Origin of the sequence: Reyranella sp. (assembly GCF_017305915.1) — a bacterium.
In the GTDB taxonomy this organism is placed as follows: Bacteria; Pseudomonadota; Alphaproteobacteria; order Reyranellales; family Reyranellaceae; genus Reyranella.
In genome coordinates this window covers 63,874-80,724 of the sequence record NZ_JAFKJN010000008.1, presented here as the reverse complement: position 1 = coordinate 80,724, position 16,851 = coordinate 63,874, and the positions used below count along the sequence as shown (strand labels likewise).

Here is a 16,851-nt window from a genome sequence, read left to right as displayed (position 1 = left end):
CGGGCTGGAAGCCAGCGGTCCAATGAGGGCGTCCAATGACTAACCGCATGCTCCGCCTCGGCGGCTTCTTCAGCGTGCCGGGCAACCATCTCGCGGGCTGGCGGCATCCCGACGCCATCCCGACCTACGACATGGACTTCCAGGGTTATGCCCACATCACCCAGGTCGCCGAGGCGGCGAAGTTCGACTGCATCTTCTTCCAGGACACGGTCGGCGTGTCGGGCAGCCGGCAACTGGCGCGCGGCGAGCGGGCGCGGTCCAAGCTCTCGCGCACGGTGAAGCTCGAGCCGACGGCGACGCTGGCGGCGCTCGCCATGGTGACCGAGCGGATCGGCCTGGTGGCGACCGCCACGACCACCTACAACGAGCCCTACAACATCGCCCGCCGCTTCATGTCGATCGACCACATGAGCGAGGGCCGCGCCGGCTGGAACCTCGTCACCTCGCAGATCGAGGACGAGTCGGAGAATTTCGGCTTCGATCAGCACATGGCCCACGCCGAGCGCTACGAGCGCGCCGAGGAATTCTACGAGGTCGTCACCGGCCTGTGGGATTCGTGGGAGGACGGCGGGCTGGTCCGCGACAAGGAGAGCGGCGTCTACATGGACCGCGACAAGGTCCATTTCCTCGATCACGTCGGCAAGCACTTCAAGGTCAAGGGCCCGCTCAACATCACCCGCTCGCCGCAGGGCTGGCCGGTGATCGCCCAGGCCGGCTCCTCCGAGGCCGGCCGCGACCTCGCCGCGCGCACCGCCGACGTGGTGTTCACGGCGCAGACCAAGATCGACGAGGCCAAGGCGTTCTACGCCGACATCAAGCAGCGCGCCGCAAACTACGGCCGCTCGCCCGACGACATCAAGATCATGCCGGGCCTGACGCCGGTGCTCGGCAAGACCATGGACGACGCCAGGGCGAATTACGAATACCTGCAGTCGCTGATGCCCGACGACGTGGCTCTGTTGTCGCTGACGCATATTTCCGGCGGGCTCGACCTCACCAAATTCCCGCTCGACGGGCCCCTGCCCGACCTGCCGCCCAGCAACGCCGCCAAGGCGCGCCAGGCGCTGGTGGTGAAGACGGCGCGCGACAACAACATGACCCTGCGCCAGATCGCGCGGCACACCGCGGCCGGCACCGGCCATCGCGTGATCGTCGGCACCGCCGAATACATGGCCGACGAGATGGAGAAGTGGCTGACGGAAGAGGCGGCCGACGGCTTCAACGTCGTCTGCAACCACTATCCCAAGCCGTTCGAGGATTTCTGCACCGAGGTCGTGCCGCTGTTGCAGCAGCGCGGCGTGTTCCGCAAAGAGTACGAAGGCAAGACACTCAGGGAGAATCTCGGGCTCAAGATACCGGAGAACCGGTACACCAAGGCCCGGTTGAAGGAGGCTTCATGAAAAGACGGACTCTGATGGGAGCGGCGGCCGTAGCCGCCGTAACGCCGAAGGCCTTCGCGCAGAACGCCGCGGAGAAGGTGCGCAAGATCAACCTCTACACCTGGCCGCAGGCGGCGCTGCCGCAGGCCTACCAGGCCTCGCAGCTGATCGCCCAGCAATGGCGCCAGCTCGGCCTCGACATCGACGTCAAGCCGCTGCAGCGCCAGGCGCAGACCGCGCTGATCTGGTACAGCCGCGACAAGTGGGACGCCACGATGTGGCGCATGGTCGGCCGGCCCGAGCGCTCCGATCCCGACGAGTTCGTGTACTCGCTGTTCGATTCGAGCTACGCCGACAAGGGCTACGACTTCATCGGCTACAAGAACCCCGAGTACGACAAGCTCGCCGAGAAGCAGCGCACCCAGCTCGACAGGGAGGAGCGGCGCAAGACCATCTTCGAGGCGCAGAAGATGATCGACCGCGACCAGCCCTACGCCTTCCTGGTCCATCCGAAGTATCCGATGGCCTACAACAAGGCGGTGTTCAAGGCCGACACCGTGGTCAACCAGACCGGCATCGGCATCCGCAACATCTGGACCTTCGTCGCGATCGAGCCGCTGGGCGCGCAGAAGGATTTGATCATCAACAGCTCCGAATCGATCAACGCCACCAACCCGCTCTATATCGGCGGCGCGGTCGATAGCTGGATCACCGACCTGATCTGGGACCGGCTGATGCGCATCGGCCCCGACGGCCAGCCGCAGCCCTGGGCAGCCGAGAGCGTGACCTGGAAGGACGACACCACCATCGACATCAAGCTGCGCGCCGGCATGAAATGGCACGACGGCAAGCCGGTGACGGTCGACGACATCATCTTCTCCTTCACCGCCCCGGCCGGCGACAAGGCGCCGATGTACAAGCCGTTCGTCACCGAGATCGCCGCGATGGAGAAGACCGGCGAGCTCGGGCTGGCGATGAAGCTCAAGAACCCCAACGCCACCTTCTTCACCGCCTCGCTCAGCAAGATCAACCTGATCCCCAAGCACGTCTGGGAGCCGGTGCTGAAGGACCTCGAGGGCAAGCCGGAGAACGCCGAGCAGATCAAGGAGATCAACCGCACCGGCTCGGGGCCGTTCAAGATCGTGCGCTGGGCGCCCAACGAGGAGATCGTGCTCGAGCGCTTCGGCGAGCATTTCAGGTCGCCCAAGGTGGCGCGCTGGATCATGCGCATCGTGCCCAATGCCGAGGCGACGCTCGGCATGCTGAAGCGCGGCGAGCTCAACTTTCTCGGCTTCTTCGGCGGCGACCCCGAGGTGCTGGTGAAGTTCGCCAAGGAGAACCCCGACATCGTGGTCACCACCGAGACCGATGTCGGCTTCGAGTTCGTGGCCTTCAACAACCGCCGCGCGCCGTTCGACGACCCGGCCTTCCGCCGCGCGCTTTCCTTCGCGATCGACCGGCGGCTGATGGTCTCGGCGGCGTGGCAGGACTTCGCGGTGCCGGCCAACAGCCACGTCTCGCCGGTGCTGAGCTACTGGCACGACCCGTCGGTCGACGCCATGAAGACCGGGCTCGCGGTGTCGAAGAAGATCCTGCAGGACGCGGGCTACCGCGTGGTCAGCGGCAAGCTCTACTACCCTGCCGGCAAGCAGGAAAAGCTGACCACCGAATGAAGCTCGTCCTCGAGCGCTTTGCGCACAACGCGCTCGCCCTGCTGGCGGTGACGACGATCCTGTTCTTCATGTTCCGGCTGATGCCGGGGACGCCGCTCGCCGCCTTCATCAACGAGAACCTCAACGCCGATCAGCAGCAGGCGATGCTGCAGCAGTTCGGCCTCGACAAGCCGCTGTGGCAGCAATACTTCATCTATCTCGGCAACCTGCTCGGCGGGCAGATGGGCCTGTCGTTCTTCCAGCGCCGGCCGGTCACCGACATCCTGCTCGAGGTGCTGCCCAACTCGATCATCCTGACGCTGACGTCGCTGATCATCGCCTACGTCTTCGGCGTGCTGGCCGGCGCCTGGCTGGCCTGGAAGCGCGGAAGCTGGCTGGAGCGCGTCGCCGTGCCGGTGGTGCTGGCGACCCGCGCCGCGCCCGAGTTCTGGATCGGCATGGTGCTGCTGGCCTTCCTCTCCTTCAATCTCGGCTGGTTCCCGTCCGGCGGCGCCAGCAGCCCCGGCTTGGCCTACACCAGCAACTGGCAGCGCATCCTCTCCCTCGACTACGTCCAGCACCTTGCCCTGCCGGTGATCACGCTGGCGCTCTATCTGCAGGGCCTGCCGCTGCTGCTGATGCGCTCCAACATGCTCGAGGTGATGCACGAGGAGTTCGTCACCATGGCGCGCATGAAGGGCCTTTCCGAATGGCGCATCGTCATCGGCCATGCCGCCCGGAATGCGCTGCTGCCGGTCGTGACCGCCTTCGCGCTCGGCGTCGGCCTGTCGATGGGCGGCAACGTGGTGATCGAGACGGTGTTCTCGTGGCCCGGCATCGGCCGCATGCTGGTGCAGGCGGTGTCGGTGCACGACTATCCGCTGGCCCAGGGCGCGTTCCTCATGATCGCGCTGGTGCTGGCGCTGATGAACTTCGTCGCCGACCTGCTCTACATGGTCCTCGATCCGCGGGTGAGCCATGGCCGAAAGAGCTGAGCCGTTGCCCGCGAGGCGCACCTGGCGCCTGTCGCCGGGCGTCAAGCGGCTGCTCGCCATGCCGCTGCGCGACCCGTTCGCCTTCGCCGGCATCGTGATCTACCTCGCCTTCGCCCTGGTCGCGCTCAGCGCCGACCGGCTCGCACCGGTCGATCCGATGGAGATCCTGTTCACCAAGGCCGGCAAGGTCGCGGCCAACATGCCGCCGTCGGCGGAGTTCCTGCTCGGCACCACCAACCTCGGCCGCGACATCTATGCCCAGCTCGTGCACGGCACGCGCAGCGCCCTCGCCGTCGGCCTGTCGGCGGCGGTGATCGTCGCCACCGTCGGCACGGTGGTCGGGCTGGTGTCGGGCTATTTCGGCGGCTGGATCGATGCGCTGCTGATGCGCATCGCCGACATGGCGCTCAGCCTGCCGTTCCTGCCGTTCGTGATCGTGCTGACCGGCTTCCTCGGCGCCGAGACCGAGAACATCGTGGCGGCCGTCGCCCTGCTGCTGTGGCCCAACTCCGCCCGCGTGATCCGGAGCCAGGTGCTGTCCTTGCGCGAACGCGCCTATGTCGAGGCGGCGCGAGTCACCGGCGCCAACCAGTGGCGCATCCTGTTCGTGCACATCGCGCCCAACATCCTGCCGCTCAGCTTCGTCTACGCCGCGATCGCCATCGGCTGGGCGATCATCACCGAAGCTTCGGTCAACTTCCTGGGCTTCGGCGACCCGACCAGCGTGTCGTGGGGCATGATGCTGCAGGACGCCTTCTCCTCGCAGGCTCTGTCGCGCGGCCAGTACGCCTGGTTCGTGCCGCCCGGCCTCTGCATCATCCTGGTGGTGGTCGCCGGCTTCTTCATCAGCCGCGGCTACGAGGAGGTCTTCATGCCGAGGCTGCGCGGCCGATGATGCCCGTCCAATGATGCTCGCGGTCGAGGACCTGCAGATCCACTACGCCACGCGCGACGGCGTGGCCCGCGCGGTCGACGGCGCCTCCTTCGTCGTGCCGGAAGGCAGGATCGTCGGCCTGGTCGGCGAATCGGGCTGCGGCAAGACCACGGCGGTGCGCGCCATCATGGGCGTGCTGGCCGAGAACGGCCGCCGCGCCGGCGGCAAGGTGGTGTTCAAGGGCACGGCGATCGACGAGCGCACGACCCGGCCGCTGCTGTGGCGCGAGATCGCCTACGTGCCGCAAAGCGCCATGAGCTCGCTCGACCCGGTCTACACCGTCGGCGCCCAGATCGTGGAGGTGCTGGTCAAGCGCGGCAACGCCTCGCGCGCCCAGGCGAAGGCGCGTGCCGCCGAGCTGTTCGAGCTGGTGGGCCTCAGCGACCGGCGGCTGGCCGATTATCCGCACCAGTTCTCCGGCGGCATGCGCCAGCGCGCGGCGATCGCCATGGCGCTGGCGCTCGAGCCCAGCCTGCTGCTGGCCGACGAGCCGGTGACGGCGCTCGACGTCATCGTGCAGCGCCAGATCCTCGACATGCTGCGCGCCCTGCAGCAGCGGCTGAAGCTCTCGATGGTGATGGTGACCCACGACATCTCGGTGGTCGCCTATCTCTGCGACGAGGTCGTGGTGATGTATGCCGGCCAGGTGGTCGAAAGCGGCCCAGTGCGCGAGGTGCTGGCGCGGCCGCGCCATCCCTACACCATGGGCCTGCGCAACGCCTTCCCCGACCTCCTGTCGGACGCGATGGAGCTGGTGCCGATCCACGGCAGCCCGCCCGACCTGCGCGCGGAACTCGTCGGCTGCCGCTTCGCCCCGCGCTGCCCGTTCGTCCAGCCCGCCTGCACGTCCGGCGCCATCACGCCCGAGGTCGCCGTCAACCACCTCACCGCCTGCCGCCGCTCGGCCGAGGCCGACACCCTGCGCGCCGCCGCCCTGGACCCGAAGACATGGCATTCATAGCGGACCGCGCTGCATCGACGCCGTCTCCTGGGCGCGTTCCGGAGCTCGACCGGGGCGAGGGAGTGCGGTCCGCGTGAGCACGCTCGTCCCCAAGGAACGCGCCCTCCTCGAACTCCGCGATGTCGTGAAGCACTTCCCGGTGTCGCGGTCGCTGAGCGAGATCGTCCGCGGCCGGCATCCGGTCGTGCGCGCGCTCGACGGCATCACGCTCGATATCGGCGCGGGCGATGCGATCGCCATCGTCGGCGAATCGGGCTGCGGCAAGACCACGCTCGGCCGGCTGATGCTGAAGCTCACCGAGCCCAGCGGCGGCGCCATCGCCTTCGACGGCGCGGCGCTGGACGGCCTCGCGGGCGAGTCCTTGCGCGCCTTCCGCCGCCAGGCGCAGCTCGTGTTCCAGAACCCGTTCGATGCGCTGAACCCGCGCTTCACCATCTACCGCGCCGTCGCCGAGCCCTTGCTCAACGCCGGCATCGCCAAATCGGAGCACGCCGACCGCGTCGCGTCCGCCTTCCGCCGCGTCCACCTGCCCGACCTCGAGCGCTATCTCGACCGCTACCCGCACCAGCTCAGCGGCGGCCAGCTCCAGCGCGTGGTGCTGGCGCGCGCCCTCGTCCTCGGTCCGCGCTTCCTGGTCGCCGACGAGCCGGTGTCGATGCTCGATGTCAGCGTGCGCGCCGGCATCCTCGCGCTGCTGCGCGAGGTGCGCGACGCCATGGGCCTGACCGCGGTCTATATCAGCCACGACCTGGCGCTGGTCCGCTATCTCTGCGAGCGCACGGTGGTGATGTATCTCGGCACCGTGGTCGAGGACGGCCCCACGGCCGAGATCGTGCGCAACCCGCGCCATCCCTACACCCGCGCCCTGGTCGCCGCCGTGCCGGTACCCGACGCCGACCAGTCGCGCAGCCCTCTGCCGATCAGCGGCAACGTCCCCGACGCCCGCGAGCCGCCGTCGGGCTGCCGCTTCCGCGACCGCTGCCCGCACGCCTTCGCGCGATGCGCGGAGGAGGTGCCGGCGCTGCGCACGACCGCGTCCGGCCATCGCGTCGCCTGTCATCTCGACGGCTGATTGACATATGTAACGTGACATGCGACAGTCCGTCCCGGACCTGAGCGCATGATCGAGAGCTTTCGCCACAAGGGCCTCAAACGCCTGTTCGAGAACGGCGAAAGGAAGGGGATCAATCCTCAGTTCGTCGACAGGGTCGAGAACATTCTCGGCCTTCTGGATGCAGCCAGCACGGTCACGGATATGGCGCTGGCGAGCTTTCGCCTGCACGCCTTGACCGGGAACCTGCGGGGCTTCTGGGCCGTAACGGTACGGGCAAACTGGCGGATCATATTCCGGTTCGAGGATGGCACCGCCTTCGACGTCGATCTGGTCGACTATCATTGAGAAGCGAGAGACACATGCCGATGAAGAACCCTCCCCATCCCGGCCGCCTGGTGAAGGACGAGATCGAGGCCTTGGGACTATCGGTCGCCAAGGCGGCGCAGGGTCTTGGCGTCACGCGCCAGCAGCTTTACCGGGTGATCAACGGCGAGTCCGCGATCTCGGCGGAGATGGCGGTGCGCCTGGAGGCGGGCCTGGGCAGCAGCGCCGCCACGTGGCTGCAAATGCAGATGAATTACGACCTTGCCGCGCTCCGAAAGCGCGCGCGGTCGTTGCATGTCAAACCGCTCGCCGCCTGAAACACCTCGGAAAGCGTCGCAGCAGGTCATGATTGCTGGTATCCTGATGCCCGAGATGGCAGCCCAGGAGACCGGCCCGCAGACAGCCGCCGATGGCGAGCTCCGGCTGGAGCTGGCCCGCAGCTGCCCGAGATCGCGCGCAGGGTCGAGGCGCTCGAGGACCATGCCGAGCGGACCGGCCTGCCGACCGAGACCGCCTACCAGGTCACCCTGGTGCTCGACGAGCTGGTCACCAACCTCGTGAGCTATGGCATGGCGCCGGGCGGCACCCGGCCGATCACGCTCAGGCTGTCCTATGCGGCGGCGTGCTCGAGATCCTGCTGTCCGACCCAGGCAGGCCCTTCGATCCGCGCACCGTGTCGCCGCCCGAAACCGAGGTGTCGCTCGACGACCGCCAGATCGGCGGGCTCGGCGTGCACATCGCGTAGCGTCGGCTAGGCGTGGGTCCGGTTGAGGATCACCCAGGCCAGTTGCACGAAGAAGAGGACCCCCAGCAGGACGGCAATGGCGGCGACGACCGCATCGTCTTTCCGGCGTCCGCGTCGAAATGACGAACGAGCGGTTCCTGCCTTCCGAGCCGCGCTGTCGGTCGCCTGGTACATGGTGCGCCTGTGAAGCTGTTCGACGCGCTTATAAGAAGGCCCGGTTTCCCGAACATTGTGCGAGGGACGACTTGGGTTTCGTGCGTTTCACGGCGTGGCGCATTGCCGGCCTGATTGCAATTGCCGCGAAAGGTCCCAGTCGCATCGCGGTTCACGGTGGTCGCGGGGCCTCAGCCACTGTCTGCTAGGGCAGCAGCACGCGACCAATTTCGTGCACGACGCCGTTGTCAGCGATCTGATCCGTTGCGGTCACTTTTACTTTGTTGATGCGGATGCCTTCACCCGGATCGTCGGCGTCGATCTCGATCTCTTTGCCCAGGATCGTCTTGGTGTTGTACATCTTGCCATCCATGTCCTTCGCCGCTACCCGCGCCGGAACGATGTGGTAGCTCACCAACTTGACGAGCTGCTCGTGGTTCTCGGCCTTCATCAGATTGTCGAGCGCCTTGCCGGGCAGCCGTTTGAACGCTTCGTCCGTCGGCGCGAACACCGTAAATGGGCCCTTTTCCTTCAGCTTATCGGTCAGTCCAGCCGATTTGATGGCGGCGGCAAAGAGCGTGAGCTTCGGGTTGGCCGCGATGATCTCGACGATATCGGCTGCGCTTGCCGAAGTTGTGAACGCCGGCAGAAATGCCGCGCAGAGCAGTGCGACGACGAGTTTCCTTCGCATCAAGTCCTCCTGTGGTTGACGAATAGGCGATAGACGGTCGGAAGAACCAGAAGCGTCAGCAGCGTGCTGGTGACCAGCCCGCCGATGACGACCACGGCAAGCGGCCGCTGCACTTCCGCACCGGCGCCGGTCGCTACGGCCATGGGGACGAACCCCAGGGAGGCGACCAGCATGGTCATCAATACCGGACGCAGCCGCGTCTGCGCGCCAAGCCGCACCGCCTGGTCGACTCCCATTCCTTCGGCGAGCCGCCCGTTGATCGAGCTGGCGAGCACAAGGCCGTTCAGCACGGCCACGCCCGACAAGGCGATGAACCCAACTGCCGCGGAAACCGAGAACGGCATGCCGCTCACCAGGAGCCCCAGAACGCCTCCGGTCAAGGCGAGCGGCACACCGGTGAACACGATAAGGGACTGCCGCAGCGACCCGAGTGCCCCGTAGAGCAGCGCAAGGATTGCCGCGAGGCAGAGCGGGACCACGACCGAGAGCCGCCGCCGTGCCGACTGCAGGTTCTCGAACTGGCCGCCCCATTCGATCCAGACGCCCGCCGGCAGCTTCACCTTGTCGACGATCTGGCGACGCGCCTCGTCCACGGTCGAGCCGAGGTCGCGGCCCCGCACGTTGGCAGACACCGTGACCCGGCGCTTGCCGTACTCGCGGCTGATCTGGCTCAAGCCGTCGTTGACCTCGATACGCGCCACTTCCGACAGCGGAACGAAGTTGGTCGGCGGCAACTCCAGCAGGTTCGCCGCATTGTGCAACGGGGCGACCGTGGGTGGCGAGGTCGCGGACGGGAGCGGCACCGGCAACACACCGAGCGCTTCGGGCCTGCTGCGATAGGGGTCGGCGAAGCGAAGAACCAGCGGATAGGACAGAGTGCCGTCGTACATCTGTCCCACCGTGCGACCGATCACGGCGGCCGTCAGCGTATCGTGGATGTCCGGCACGGCGACGCCATAGCGGGCCACCGCGGTCCGATCAGGCTTCACCGTCACGATCGGCTGACCGATCGTCTGCTCGACCCTGACGCCGGACGTGCCGCGCACCTTGCTCACCACGCTGGCGACCTGGTCGGCGATATCGCGCAGCACCTCGAGGTCGTCACCGAACACCTTGATGGCGAGGTCGCTCTTGACGCCTGCGATCAGCTCGTTGAAGCGCAACTGGATCGGTTGGCTGAATTCGTAGCTGGTCCCCGGCACCTTCTCGACCGCCTCCCGCAGGCGGGCGATCAGCGCGCTCTTGGGCTCGTCCGGATCAGGCCATCGCTCCCTCGGCTTCAGGATGATGTAGACATCCGAAACCTCGGGCCCCATCGGATCCGTCGCCAACTCGGCGGCACCCGTTTTCGAGACGACTACGGAAACCTCCGGTACCTTGGATAGCGAGTTCTCGGTGACCTGCTGCAATCTGGTCGATGTCGTCAGCGAGACCCCAGGAATCTTGCGGGTCTCCGCGGCCAGATTGCCTTCGTCGAGCGTAGGGATGAATTCCTGCCCCAGGGTCAGGAAGAGGAGAACTGAGAGGGCGACCAGACCCATGGCGCCGGCAAGCAGAGAACCGCGACGCCGGAACGTGATCTCGAGCAGCGGCGCATAGAAGCGTCGCGCCGCCACCGTGATGTATCCTTCGCGTTCTCCGGCCGATCCGCCGAGGAACGTGAGGATAAGCGCCGGAATGACAGTCAACGACAGGACGAAGGCGGCAGCCAGGGCGAAGATGACCGTCATCGCCATGGGAGTGAACATTTTGCCTTCGACGCCGGTTAGCAGCAGCATCGGGATGTAGACGATGATGATGATCATCTGACCGTAGACGGACGGCTGGATCATCTCGTAGGTCGACCGGGTCACCACCTCGCGCCGCTCTTCAAAGATTAGCAGGCGTCCGAGCCGCGCACGTTCCTCGTGGAGATGGCGCAGCGAGTTCTCGACAATGATGATAGCGCCATCGACGATGAGACCGAAGTCGAGGGCGCCGAGGCTCATCAGGTTGGCGCTGACCCCCTTCTCGACCATGCCGATCGCTGTTGCCAGGATCGCGAGCGGGATGACCAACGCTGTAATCAGAGCGGCGCGCAGGTTGCCGATGGTCAGGAACAGGACGGCGATGACGAGAAGCGCCCCCTCCGCCAGGTTGGTCGCCACCGTGTGGATGGTCGAATTGACGAGCTCAGTCCGGTCGAGCACCGGCGTGACCCTGACGCCGGGCGGCAGACTGGGAAGAATCTCCTTGAGCCGATCTGCAACGGTCCGGCTGTTGCCACCTATCCGCATCAAGCCAATCCCGAGGACGACCTCTTCTCCGTTGGCACTGGCACTGCCGCTGCGCAGCTCCTTGCCTGGGACGACCTTCGCCAGATCGCCAACAGTGATTGGCGTGCTGTCGCGCACCGCAATGACTGTCTTCAGCACATCCTCGCTGTCGCGAAAGCGACTGTCGGCCCGCACCAGATAGGCGGCGCCGCGGCTTTCAAGATAGCCGGCGCCGGTAGCGACGTTGCTGCGGCCCAGCGCGGCCGCCACCTCGTCGAGGGATATGCCGTAGGCAATGAGACGCGCCGGGTCCGGCTGCACCTCGAGCTGTCGCACATATCCGCCGATCGAATCGACACCCGCCACGCCCTGGGCAGCCAGCAGGCGCGGCCGGATAGTCCAGTCCTGGAGGGTGCGCAGATAGGTCGCCCGCTCGAGTGCCGTGCGCAGCACATCGCCGTTCGGCGTCACATAGGCCCCGTTGGGCTGCAGCCCGGGTCCGGGGTGAGGTGCCGCTGGCGGCCGATCGAAGGAGAGTGTCCACCAGTAGACCTCGCCCAGTCCGGTGGCGTTCGGCCCGAGGACCGGCTCGGCGCCGGCCGGCAGGTTCTCGCGCGCGGAAATCAGGCGCTCGGTCAGCTGCTGGCGGGCGAAATAGATGTCGGTGCCGTCAGTGAAGACCGCTGTCACCTGGGAGAAGCCGTTGCGCGAGATCGACCGCGTCGAGACGAGCCCCGGCGTCCCCGCCACTGCCGTTTCGATACGGAACGTCACGCGCGCCTCGACTTCCTCGGGCGAGAGGCTCGGCACCAGGGTGTTGATCTGGACCTGCCGATTGGTGATGTCGGGAACGGCGTCGAGCGGCAGACGGACCGCTGCGAATATACCGCCGACCGCGACTGCCGCCGCCAGCAGCAGCACGACAAAGCGATTGTTCAGAGAGGCGCTAATCACCCATCTCAGCATCGCCGGCCTCCGCCGCACGCAGCGCGCGCCTCAGTCATTGTCGTCGCCGGTGTTTTCCAGTTGGCTCTTCAAGGCGAATGTCTCGCCGGTCGCGATCTTCTCGCCCGCGGTCAGGCCCTTGACGATCTCGGTGGACTTGCCATCCGTCCTGCCGACCTTCACTTCACGCAGGCGAAATCCCGACTTGACCGCGACGAAGACCGACGGCTTGCCCCCAACGACCTGCACTGCATCGTTCGGCACCGCGATGGCGACGGCTGCGCTCGGCCCGGGAATGCGCGCATCGACGACCATGCCTGGCCGCCAGCGATGCTCGGGATTGACGAGATCGACCCGGGCGCGCACCGATCGCGTGCCTTCAGAAATCATCGGCGCCAGGTAGGTGATCGGCGCCTGGGCTTTCAGGCCGGTGCTGGACACGATCTCGACCGGCTTGCCGACCTGTGCCTCTGCCAGCAGCTCGGGTCCGATCCGAAGGTTGACCCAGACCACATCGAGGTCGGCGACGACGAAGACGTCGCGATTGGCCGGCAGCAGTTCGCCGGTGAAGATCTGCTTTTCCAGGACCTCGCCGGCAAACGGCGAAACGATTTCGTAGCGCGCCAGGTCCGCGTGCTCCACGTCGAGCTTGTCGAGATCGGCGCGGCTGAGACCAAGCGTAAGAAGCGCCTGAGTGGCATTGCGCAAGTCGATCTGGGCTTGGTTGAGTTCACGTTGCGCCAGGAGGATATCCTTTTCCGTTCCGCCACCCCCGCGGACGAGTTCTTGCTGGCGACGGAGTGTCTTCTCGGCCAAGGCCAGTTTGTCCTTGGCCGCCAGATACATCGCTTTGGCATCGGCAATGTCGCGGCTGTGGATGACAGCAAGAACATCACCCGCGGCGACCTTGTCGCCGATGCTCTTGTCGACCTGACGGACCGTTCCGGAAACGCGCACGGCGATGCGGGCGACCTTCGTGTCGTCGAAACCGACCGATCCCACGACTGTGAATTCGGTCGCAAGCGTGGCCGGCCCAGCCGTGCCGATCTCGATGCCCAGCGTCTTGGCGATACCGGAATCGACGGAAACCAGTTTCTTGTCCTTCACCTCAGTTGGGGGAGCCTCCTTGTTCGTATCGCCAGCACCGAGCACGGAGAGCAAACGCGCAACCGGCCGCTCGAGCAGCCCGCCTACCGCGATGCCTGCGAGCAGGAGAGCACCAGCGCTGACAAGTCGACGACTTGGCATTTGCCTGCCTATCCGGCCTCATCTTGTGGGAAGGAACGTCGAGCGGCCGCGAGTTCTCGGCGCGCATCCACGATGATCGCGTAGGCGGAATGCAGGAACAGGCCGGCAATCACCATGGCGACCCCGAGATCGGGCCACGGCGTTCGAGTCCAGGCGACCAGGGCCGCGGCGACCACCACTGCAACGTTGGCGATGGCGTCGTTCCGACTGAACAGCCATATGGCGCGGACGTTTGCATCGCCGTGGCGATGCGGCACGAGGACGGCGGCCGCCGTGAGGTTCACGATGAGCCCGATGGCGCCGAAGATGCCCATCAGTTCTGCCTCGGGCTGCCGAAGTACGAACACGCGATAGGCAGTGGCCAGAAGGACGCCGATGCCGAGCGCCGCAAGGAAGACCCCCTGCAGCAACGCCGTGCCAGCCCGCGCCTTTGCCCCCCAGCGGATGGCGACCAGTCCCAGCAAGGAGATCAGGCCGTCGCCGATGAAGTCGAGCGCATCGGCTTTCAGCGATTGCGAGGCAGCCACGAAGCCGCCGACGAATTCGATCAGCCCATAGCCGGCATTGAGCAGCACGACGATCCAGAGCGCCCGCCTGTAACCCCGCGAAAGATGCGAGAGGCGCGGGCCTTGTTCGCGATCGCCTTCGGCGTCCAGTCGCGCAAGGCGGTAGCCTAGTCCGGCAATCTTCTGTTCGAGTTCGGCGAGCGGGCCGGCGTTCGGGCCGGCCAGCCGCAGCGTCATCTCCTGTGCAGCGAGCGAGACCCGGGCGTCGCGAATGCCGGCCACATCTCTCGCCGTGCGCTCGATCGTGCTCGCGCAGTCCGAGCAATCCATGCCCGTCACTCGGTATCTCACTTCGGCCAGCGCGCCGGACATGGCCGCAACCTCTCTTGTACTTGTGCCGATGTCGGCAAAACTGCATCCTGTAGCCGCTACAGGATCAAGCTGGGACGACGGATATGATGTCGATCGGGACACTTTCGAGACGGACCGGCGTTCACATCGAGACCATTCGTTACTACGAGCGGGTCGGCGTGTTGCCGAAAGCGGATCGGGCAGCCAACGGCCGTCGGACCTATTGCGAAGCGGACGCCGGACGAGTGGCTTTCATTCGGCATGCGCGCGAACTCGGCTTCGACCTCAAGGCGGCGCGGACGTTGCTGGCGCTGCAGGAATCGCCGGAGATGCCCTGCAAGGAGGCCGATGATCTGGCGTCGGCTCAGCTTGCCGCCGTGGAAAGCCGCCTGAGGCGTCTCACAGCGCTGCGCAACGAGCTTCGGCGCATGGCGCACCGCTGCAAGAACGAGCGGGTCGCGGACTGCCGCGTCATCCAGGCGGTCTCACGATTGAGCTAGTCCAGCTGCGATTGGCGCGCCATGAGATGACGACCCGCTCGCTGTGGGAGGACGGCTACCAGCGCGACGATTGTAACCAGGATGATGGTCGACGCCATCGGCCGGCTAACGGCGAAGCCCCCTTGTGCAGCCGGCTTGTCGAGGAGATCGCCAACGGTTGCGCCGAGCGGTCGCGTCAGAATGAACGCCGCCCAGAACAGGGAGACGCGCGAGATGTCCGTCCAGTAGTAGAGCGCGGCCAGGACCGCCAGCGCAGCCCCGAAGACGACTGCGCCGCCGCGATACCCGAGGCCGGTGTCGCCAGCAATCCAGTCGCCCAAGGCCGTGCCCAGCGTCTGCGAGAAGGTAATCGTGACCCAGTAGAAGATCTCCACCTTCGGCGTTGCGACCGTCTGCACGTTTACCGTCCCGAGGGTGAGGTACCACAGCGCAAGAGAGCCCAGCACGCAGGCCAGCAGGATCGACGCGCCGCCCGTATAGCCGATGCCGAGCGAGCGATCGAAGAAGTCCGCCATCGCCGTGCCGACCGTGGTCGACGCCACGATCGCGCACCAGTAGATCCATGGATTGAACTTCTTTGCCGCGATCTGCGCGACCGCGGCGCCAAGGAAGATGACCAAAAATACCCCGGTGCCGATGAGATAACCGCCGTTGTGGGCGTTGGTGTCGGCATGCAGCGTGGTCATCGTGACGGCGTCGCCGCCCGTCTCGCCGAGCGTCGTTGCAAGCACCTTGACGATCCAGAAGCCGAGCGTAACCGCCGGCACCTTGCTGATTACCTCTTCTGCCGATGGGGGGAGATTACCTTCATGATTGTGCGTCATGTTTCGCTTCAGGTTCGAGAGAGGAACGGAAAGCCATCACCGGCACCTCCGGATGCCGGGCTAGCTCGCCGCGTCGATGGTCTTCAGCAGGTCCTTGAGCGCCGCCTTGCAGGCGCCGTCGTCAGGGGCTGAGGCGCGAAGCGCAGCGAGCGCCTTGTCGATCGCCTTATCGACCCGATGCCATTCCGGGGCGTCGCGCGGCTTGAGGGAGGCCTCGGCATCGTCCCACGCGGTCTCGAGACTCTTGATGCGGGCCTTTGCGGCGGCCAGGTCGCCCTGTTCGACGAGCGATTGCACATCGACCACGATCTTCCGGAATCGCGAGAGATCACCGAGCTTCGATGCGGCATTGGCCGGCGCTACGAAAGAAAAGCCGCTGAGGGACAATGCGAGGGGCGGCATTGCAGAAACGAACGCGACCGCGATGCCGGCCAGAAGGACGAACCTTGCGAATCGATGCATTGTGGACTCCTTGATCAGGTTGAGAGGGGCGGGTCAGACTGCAGGACTCCTCGTGGGCGCCCGCACGGTGCAGTAGGCGACAAGAGCAACGATCACGGTCAGGAAGCCGAGGCTCGTGTAGACGGTTCCCAGCCCCGCACCGCCGTACTCGCGCGCCTGGGACAGCAGATCGCCAAGCGATGCTCCCAAGGGGCGCGTCAGAATATAGGCCAGCCAGAAGGTCAGAACTGAATCGGCTCCGAGCCAGTACGCCAGGGCGCAGCAACCGATCAGGATGCCGAACACGATCGCCCCAAGGGTGAAGCCGAGACCGAGCGCTTCCGTTGCGAGATCGCCAGCCGCAGTCCCGAGCGCAAAAGTGAACAGAATGGAGGTCCAGTAGAAGCCTTCACGCCGCAGGGTGACGATCGAGCGGATCGAAAGCGTCTTCTCGCGTGCGTACCAAATGGCAAAGGTGATGCCGAGGGCGATCGCGAAGGCCAAGGTACTCCGGTAGAGGCTTACGCCGAGCCCATCCGTGAGAGCATCGGTCAGCTGGGTGCCGACGATGCTCACCAGCACGACGGTCAGCCAGTATTTCCACTCGACCAGATGGTTTTCGCGAAGCTGCAGGGCAAGAGCGCCAACCAGGAGGAGCAGCATCAGCAGCGTCGTGACCGCGGTACCGAGGCCGACATGCACGGCCAGGTAGTCGGCGCCCGTCTCGCCGACCGTGGTCGACAGGATCTTGATGATCCAGAAGACGATCGTGACGTCCGGCACCTTATTGAACCACGCCCGTTTCTGTTGCCCGGATGTGACCATCGGTATCTCCGCCAGGTTTCGACGCTCGGCGACAGCTAGGCGCGATGACTTAGCGGGCTCTTAGCGGC

Annotated in this window: 18 protein-coding genes and 1 pseudogene; 11 read left to right on the top strand and 8 right to left on the bottom strand. The window is 65.9% G+C overall.

Going from position 1 to position 16,851, the window contains the following annotated elements; genetic code table 11:
- The first annotated feature begins 35 nt into the window (after window positions 1–35).
- The 10 genes and pseudogenes from J0J01_RS05365 to J0J01_RS05325 all read left to right on the top strand — a co-directional run bounded on the left by J0J01_RS05365 (window position 36) and on the right by J0J01_RS05325 (window position 8,044).
- A complete protein-coding gene (locus J0J01_RS05365) occupies window positions 36–1,400 on the top strand; it encodes an LLM class flavin-dependent oxidoreductase (protein ID WP_296379190.1) in 1,365 nt (454 codons plus the stop codon).
- Window positions 1,397–3,052 (top strand): ABC transporter substrate-binding protein, encoded by a 1,656-nt coding sequence (locus J0J01_RS05360; RefSeq protein ID WP_296379189.1) that lies wholly within the window; start codon window positions 1,397–1,399, stop codon window positions 3,050–3,052. The genes J0J01_RS05365 and J0J01_RS05360 overlap by 4 nt, the downstream gene beginning before the upstream one ends.
- Window positions 3,049–4,026, top strand: a complete 978-nt coding sequence (locus tag J0J01_RS05355) for an ABC transporter permease (RefSeq protein WP_296379188.1) — start codon at window positions 3,049–3,051, stop codon at window positions 4,024–4,026. Before J0J01_RS05360 ends, J0J01_RS05355 begins: the two co-directional genes overlap by 4 nt.
- A gap of 4 nt (window positions 4,027–4,030) precedes the next feature.
- Entirely contained in the window at window positions 4,031–4,921 is an 891-nt protein-coding gene (locus J0J01_RS05350) for an ABC transporter permease (protein ID WP_296379187.1), read from the top strand.
- Window positions 4,922–4,931: 10 nt separating this feature from the next.
- A complete protein-coding gene (locus J0J01_RS05345) occupies window positions 4,932–5,921 on the top strand; it encodes an ABC transporter ATP-binding protein (RefSeq protein ID WP_296379186.1) in 990 nt (329 codons plus the stop codon).
- Window positions 5,922–5,994: 73 nt separating this feature from the next.
- Window positions 5,995–6,993 (top strand): ABC transporter ATP-binding protein, encoded by a 999-nt coding sequence (locus J0J01_RS05340; protein ID WP_296379185.1) that lies wholly within the window; start codon window positions 5,995–5,997, stop codon window positions 6,991–6,993.
- Window positions 6,994–7,041: 48 nt separating this feature from the next.
- Window positions 7,042–7,320: a type II toxin-antitoxin system RelE/ParE family toxin gene (locus J0J01_RS05335; protein ID WP_296379184.1), complete on the top strand. Its 279-nt coding sequence runs from the start codon at window positions 7,042–7,044 to the stop codon at window positions 7,318–7,320.
- Between the two features lie 14 nt (window positions 7,321–7,334).
- Window positions 7,335–7,616, top strand: a complete 282-nt coding sequence (locus J0J01_RS05330; RefSeq protein WP_296379183.1) for a HigA family addiction module antitoxin — start codon at window positions 7,335–7,337, stop codon at window positions 7,614–7,616.
- Window positions 7,617–7,739: 123 nt separating this feature from the next.
- A pseudogene (locus J0J01_RS32680) lies at window positions 7,740–7,925 on the top strand (ATP-binding protein); the annotation flags it as partial.
- Complete coding sequence (locus J0J01_RS05325; protein ID WP_296379181.1) at window positions 7,922–8,044, top strand: hypothetical protein; 123 nt, start codon at window positions 7,922–7,924, stop codon at window positions 8,042–8,044. The pseudogene J0J01_RS32680 and the gene J0J01_RS05325, both read left to right, overlap by 4 nt.
- 6 nt (window positions 8,045–8,050) lie before the next feature.
- On the opposite strand, the gene J0J01_RS05320 is transcribed toward J0J01_RS05325, so the two are convergent.
- The 5 genes from J0J01_RS05320 to J0J01_RS05300 all read right to left on the bottom strand — a co-directional run bounded on the left by J0J01_RS05320 (window position 8,051) and on the right by J0J01_RS05300 (window position 14,214).
- A complete protein-coding gene (locus J0J01_RS05320; protein ID WP_296379180.1) occupies window positions 8,051–8,218 on the bottom strand; it encodes a hypothetical protein in 168 nt (55 codons plus the stop codon).
- Between the two features lie 184 nt (window positions 8,219–8,402).
- Window positions 8,403–8,888, bottom strand: coding sequence for a fasciclin domain-containing protein (locus J0J01_RS05315; protein WP_296379179.1), 486 nt, complete (start codon window positions 8,886–8,888; stop codon window positions 8,403–8,405).
- Window positions 8,888–12,109 (bottom strand): CusA/CzcA family heavy metal efflux RND transporter, encoded by a 3,222-nt coding sequence (locus J0J01_RS05310; RefSeq protein WP_296379178.1) that lies wholly within the window; start codon window positions 12,107–12,109, stop codon window positions 8,888–8,890. The genes J0J01_RS05315 and J0J01_RS05310 overlap by 1 nt, the downstream gene beginning before the upstream one ends.
- Before the next feature lie 30 nt (window positions 12,110–12,139).
- On the bottom strand, window positions 12,140–13,195 hold the full coding sequence (locus J0J01_RS05305) for an efflux RND transporter periplasmic adaptor subunit (protein WP_296379177.1): 1,056 nt from the start codon (window positions 13,193–13,195) through the stop codon (window positions 12,140–12,142).
- 149 nt (window positions 13,196–13,344) lie between these two features.
- The gene (locus J0J01_RS05300) at window positions 13,345–14,214 is read right to left on the bottom strand and encodes a cation transporter (RefSeq protein ID WP_296379176.1); all 870 of its coding nucleotides are present in this window, start codon (window positions 14,212–14,214) and stop codon (window positions 13,345–13,347) included.
- 83 nt (window positions 14,215–14,297) lie between these two features.
- Between J0J01_RS05300 and J0J01_RS05295 the strand changes: the two genes are divergently transcribed.
- Entirely contained in the window at window positions 14,298–14,693 is a 396-nt protein-coding gene (locus J0J01_RS05295) for a helix-turn-helix domain-containing protein (protein WP_296379175.1), read from the top strand.
- Here J0J01_RS05295 and J0J01_RS05290 read toward each other — a convergent pair.
- From J0J01_RS05290 to J0J01_RS05280, 3 genes are read right to left on the bottom strand one after another with little or no spacing between them, the layout of a single operon-like run.
- Complete coding sequence (locus J0J01_RS05290; RefSeq protein WP_296379173.1) at window positions 14,690–15,517, bottom strand: hypothetical protein; 828 nt, start codon at window positions 15,515–15,517, stop codon at window positions 14,690–14,692. The two genes, J0J01_RS05295 and J0J01_RS05290, sit on opposite strands and share 4 nt — an antisense overlap.
- A 60-nt stretch (window positions 15,518–15,577) precedes the next feature.
- Window positions 15,578–15,979 carry a histidine kinase gene (locus tag J0J01_RS05285; RefSeq protein WP_296379172.1) on the bottom strand — a complete coding sequence of 134 codons (402 nt, stop codon included), beginning with the start codon at window positions 15,977–15,979 and terminating at the stop codon, window positions 15,578–15,580.
- 33 nt (window positions 15,980–16,012) lie between these two features.
- Window positions 16,013–16,783: a hypothetical protein gene (locus tag J0J01_RS05280; protein ID WP_296379171.1), complete on the bottom strand. Its 771-nt coding sequence runs from the start codon at window positions 16,781–16,783 to the stop codon at window positions 16,013–16,015.
- Between the last annotated feature and the right edge of the window lie 68 nt (window positions 16,784–16,851).

Bases quoted from the DNA above. Each gene is read 5' to 3' on its own strand.
- J0J01_RS05335 (WP_296379184.1), top strand. From the start codon at position 7,042: ATGATCGAGAGCTTTCGCCACAAGGGCCTCAAACGCCTGTTCGAGAAC.
- J0J01_RS05320 (WP_296379180.1), bottom strand. From the start codon at position 8,218: ATGTACCAGGCGACCGACAGCGCGGCTCGGAAGGCAGGAACCGCTCGT.
- J0J01_RS05330 (WP_296379183.1), top strand. From the start codon at position 7,335: ATGCCGATGAAGAACCCTCCCCATCCCGGCCGCCTGGTGAAGGACGAG.
- J0J01_RS05300 (WP_296379176.1), bottom strand. From the start codon at position 14,214: ATGTCCGGCGCGCTGGCCGAAGTGAGATACCGAGTGACGGGCATGGAT.
- J0J01_RS05315 (WP_296379179.1), bottom strand. From the start codon at position 8,888: ATGCGAAGGAAACTCGTCGTCGCACTGCTCTGCGCGGCATTTCTGCCG.
- J0J01_RS05355 (WP_296379188.1), top strand. From the start codon at position 3,049: ATGAAGCTCGTCCTCGAGCGCTTTGCGCACAACGCGCTCGCCCTGCTG.
- J0J01_RS05280 (WP_296379171.1), bottom strand. From the start codon at position 16,783: ATGGTCACATCCGGGCAACAGAAACGGGCGTGGTTCAATAAGGTGCCG.
- J0J01_RS05290 (WP_296379173.1), bottom strand. From the start codon at position 15,517: ATGACGCACAATCATGAAGGTAATCTCCCCCCATCGGCAGAAGAGGTA.
- J0J01_RS05310 (WP_296379178.1), bottom strand. From the start codon at position 12,109: ATGCTGAGATGGGTGATTAGCGCCTCTCTGAACAATCGCTTTGTCGTG.
- J0J01_RS05365 (WP_296379190.1), top strand. From the start codon at position 36: ATGACTAACCGCATGCTCCGCCTCGGCGGCTTCTTCAGCGTGCCGGGC.
- J0J01_RS05295 (WP_296379175.1), top strand. From the start codon at position 14,298: ATGATGTCGATCGGGACACTTTCGAGACGGACCGGCGTTCACATCGAG.
- J0J01_RS05345 (WP_296379186.1), top strand. From the start codon at position 4,932: ATGATGCTCGCGGTCGAGGACCTGCAGATCCACTACGCCACGCGCGAC.
- J0J01_RS05285 (WP_296379172.1), bottom strand. From the start codon at position 15,979: ATGCATCGATTCGCAAGGTTCGTCCTTCTGGCCGGCATCGCGGTCGCG.
- J0J01_RS05360 (WP_296379189.1), top strand. From the start codon at position 1,397: ATGAAAAGACGGACTCTGATGGGAGCGGCGGCCGTAGCCGCCGTAACG.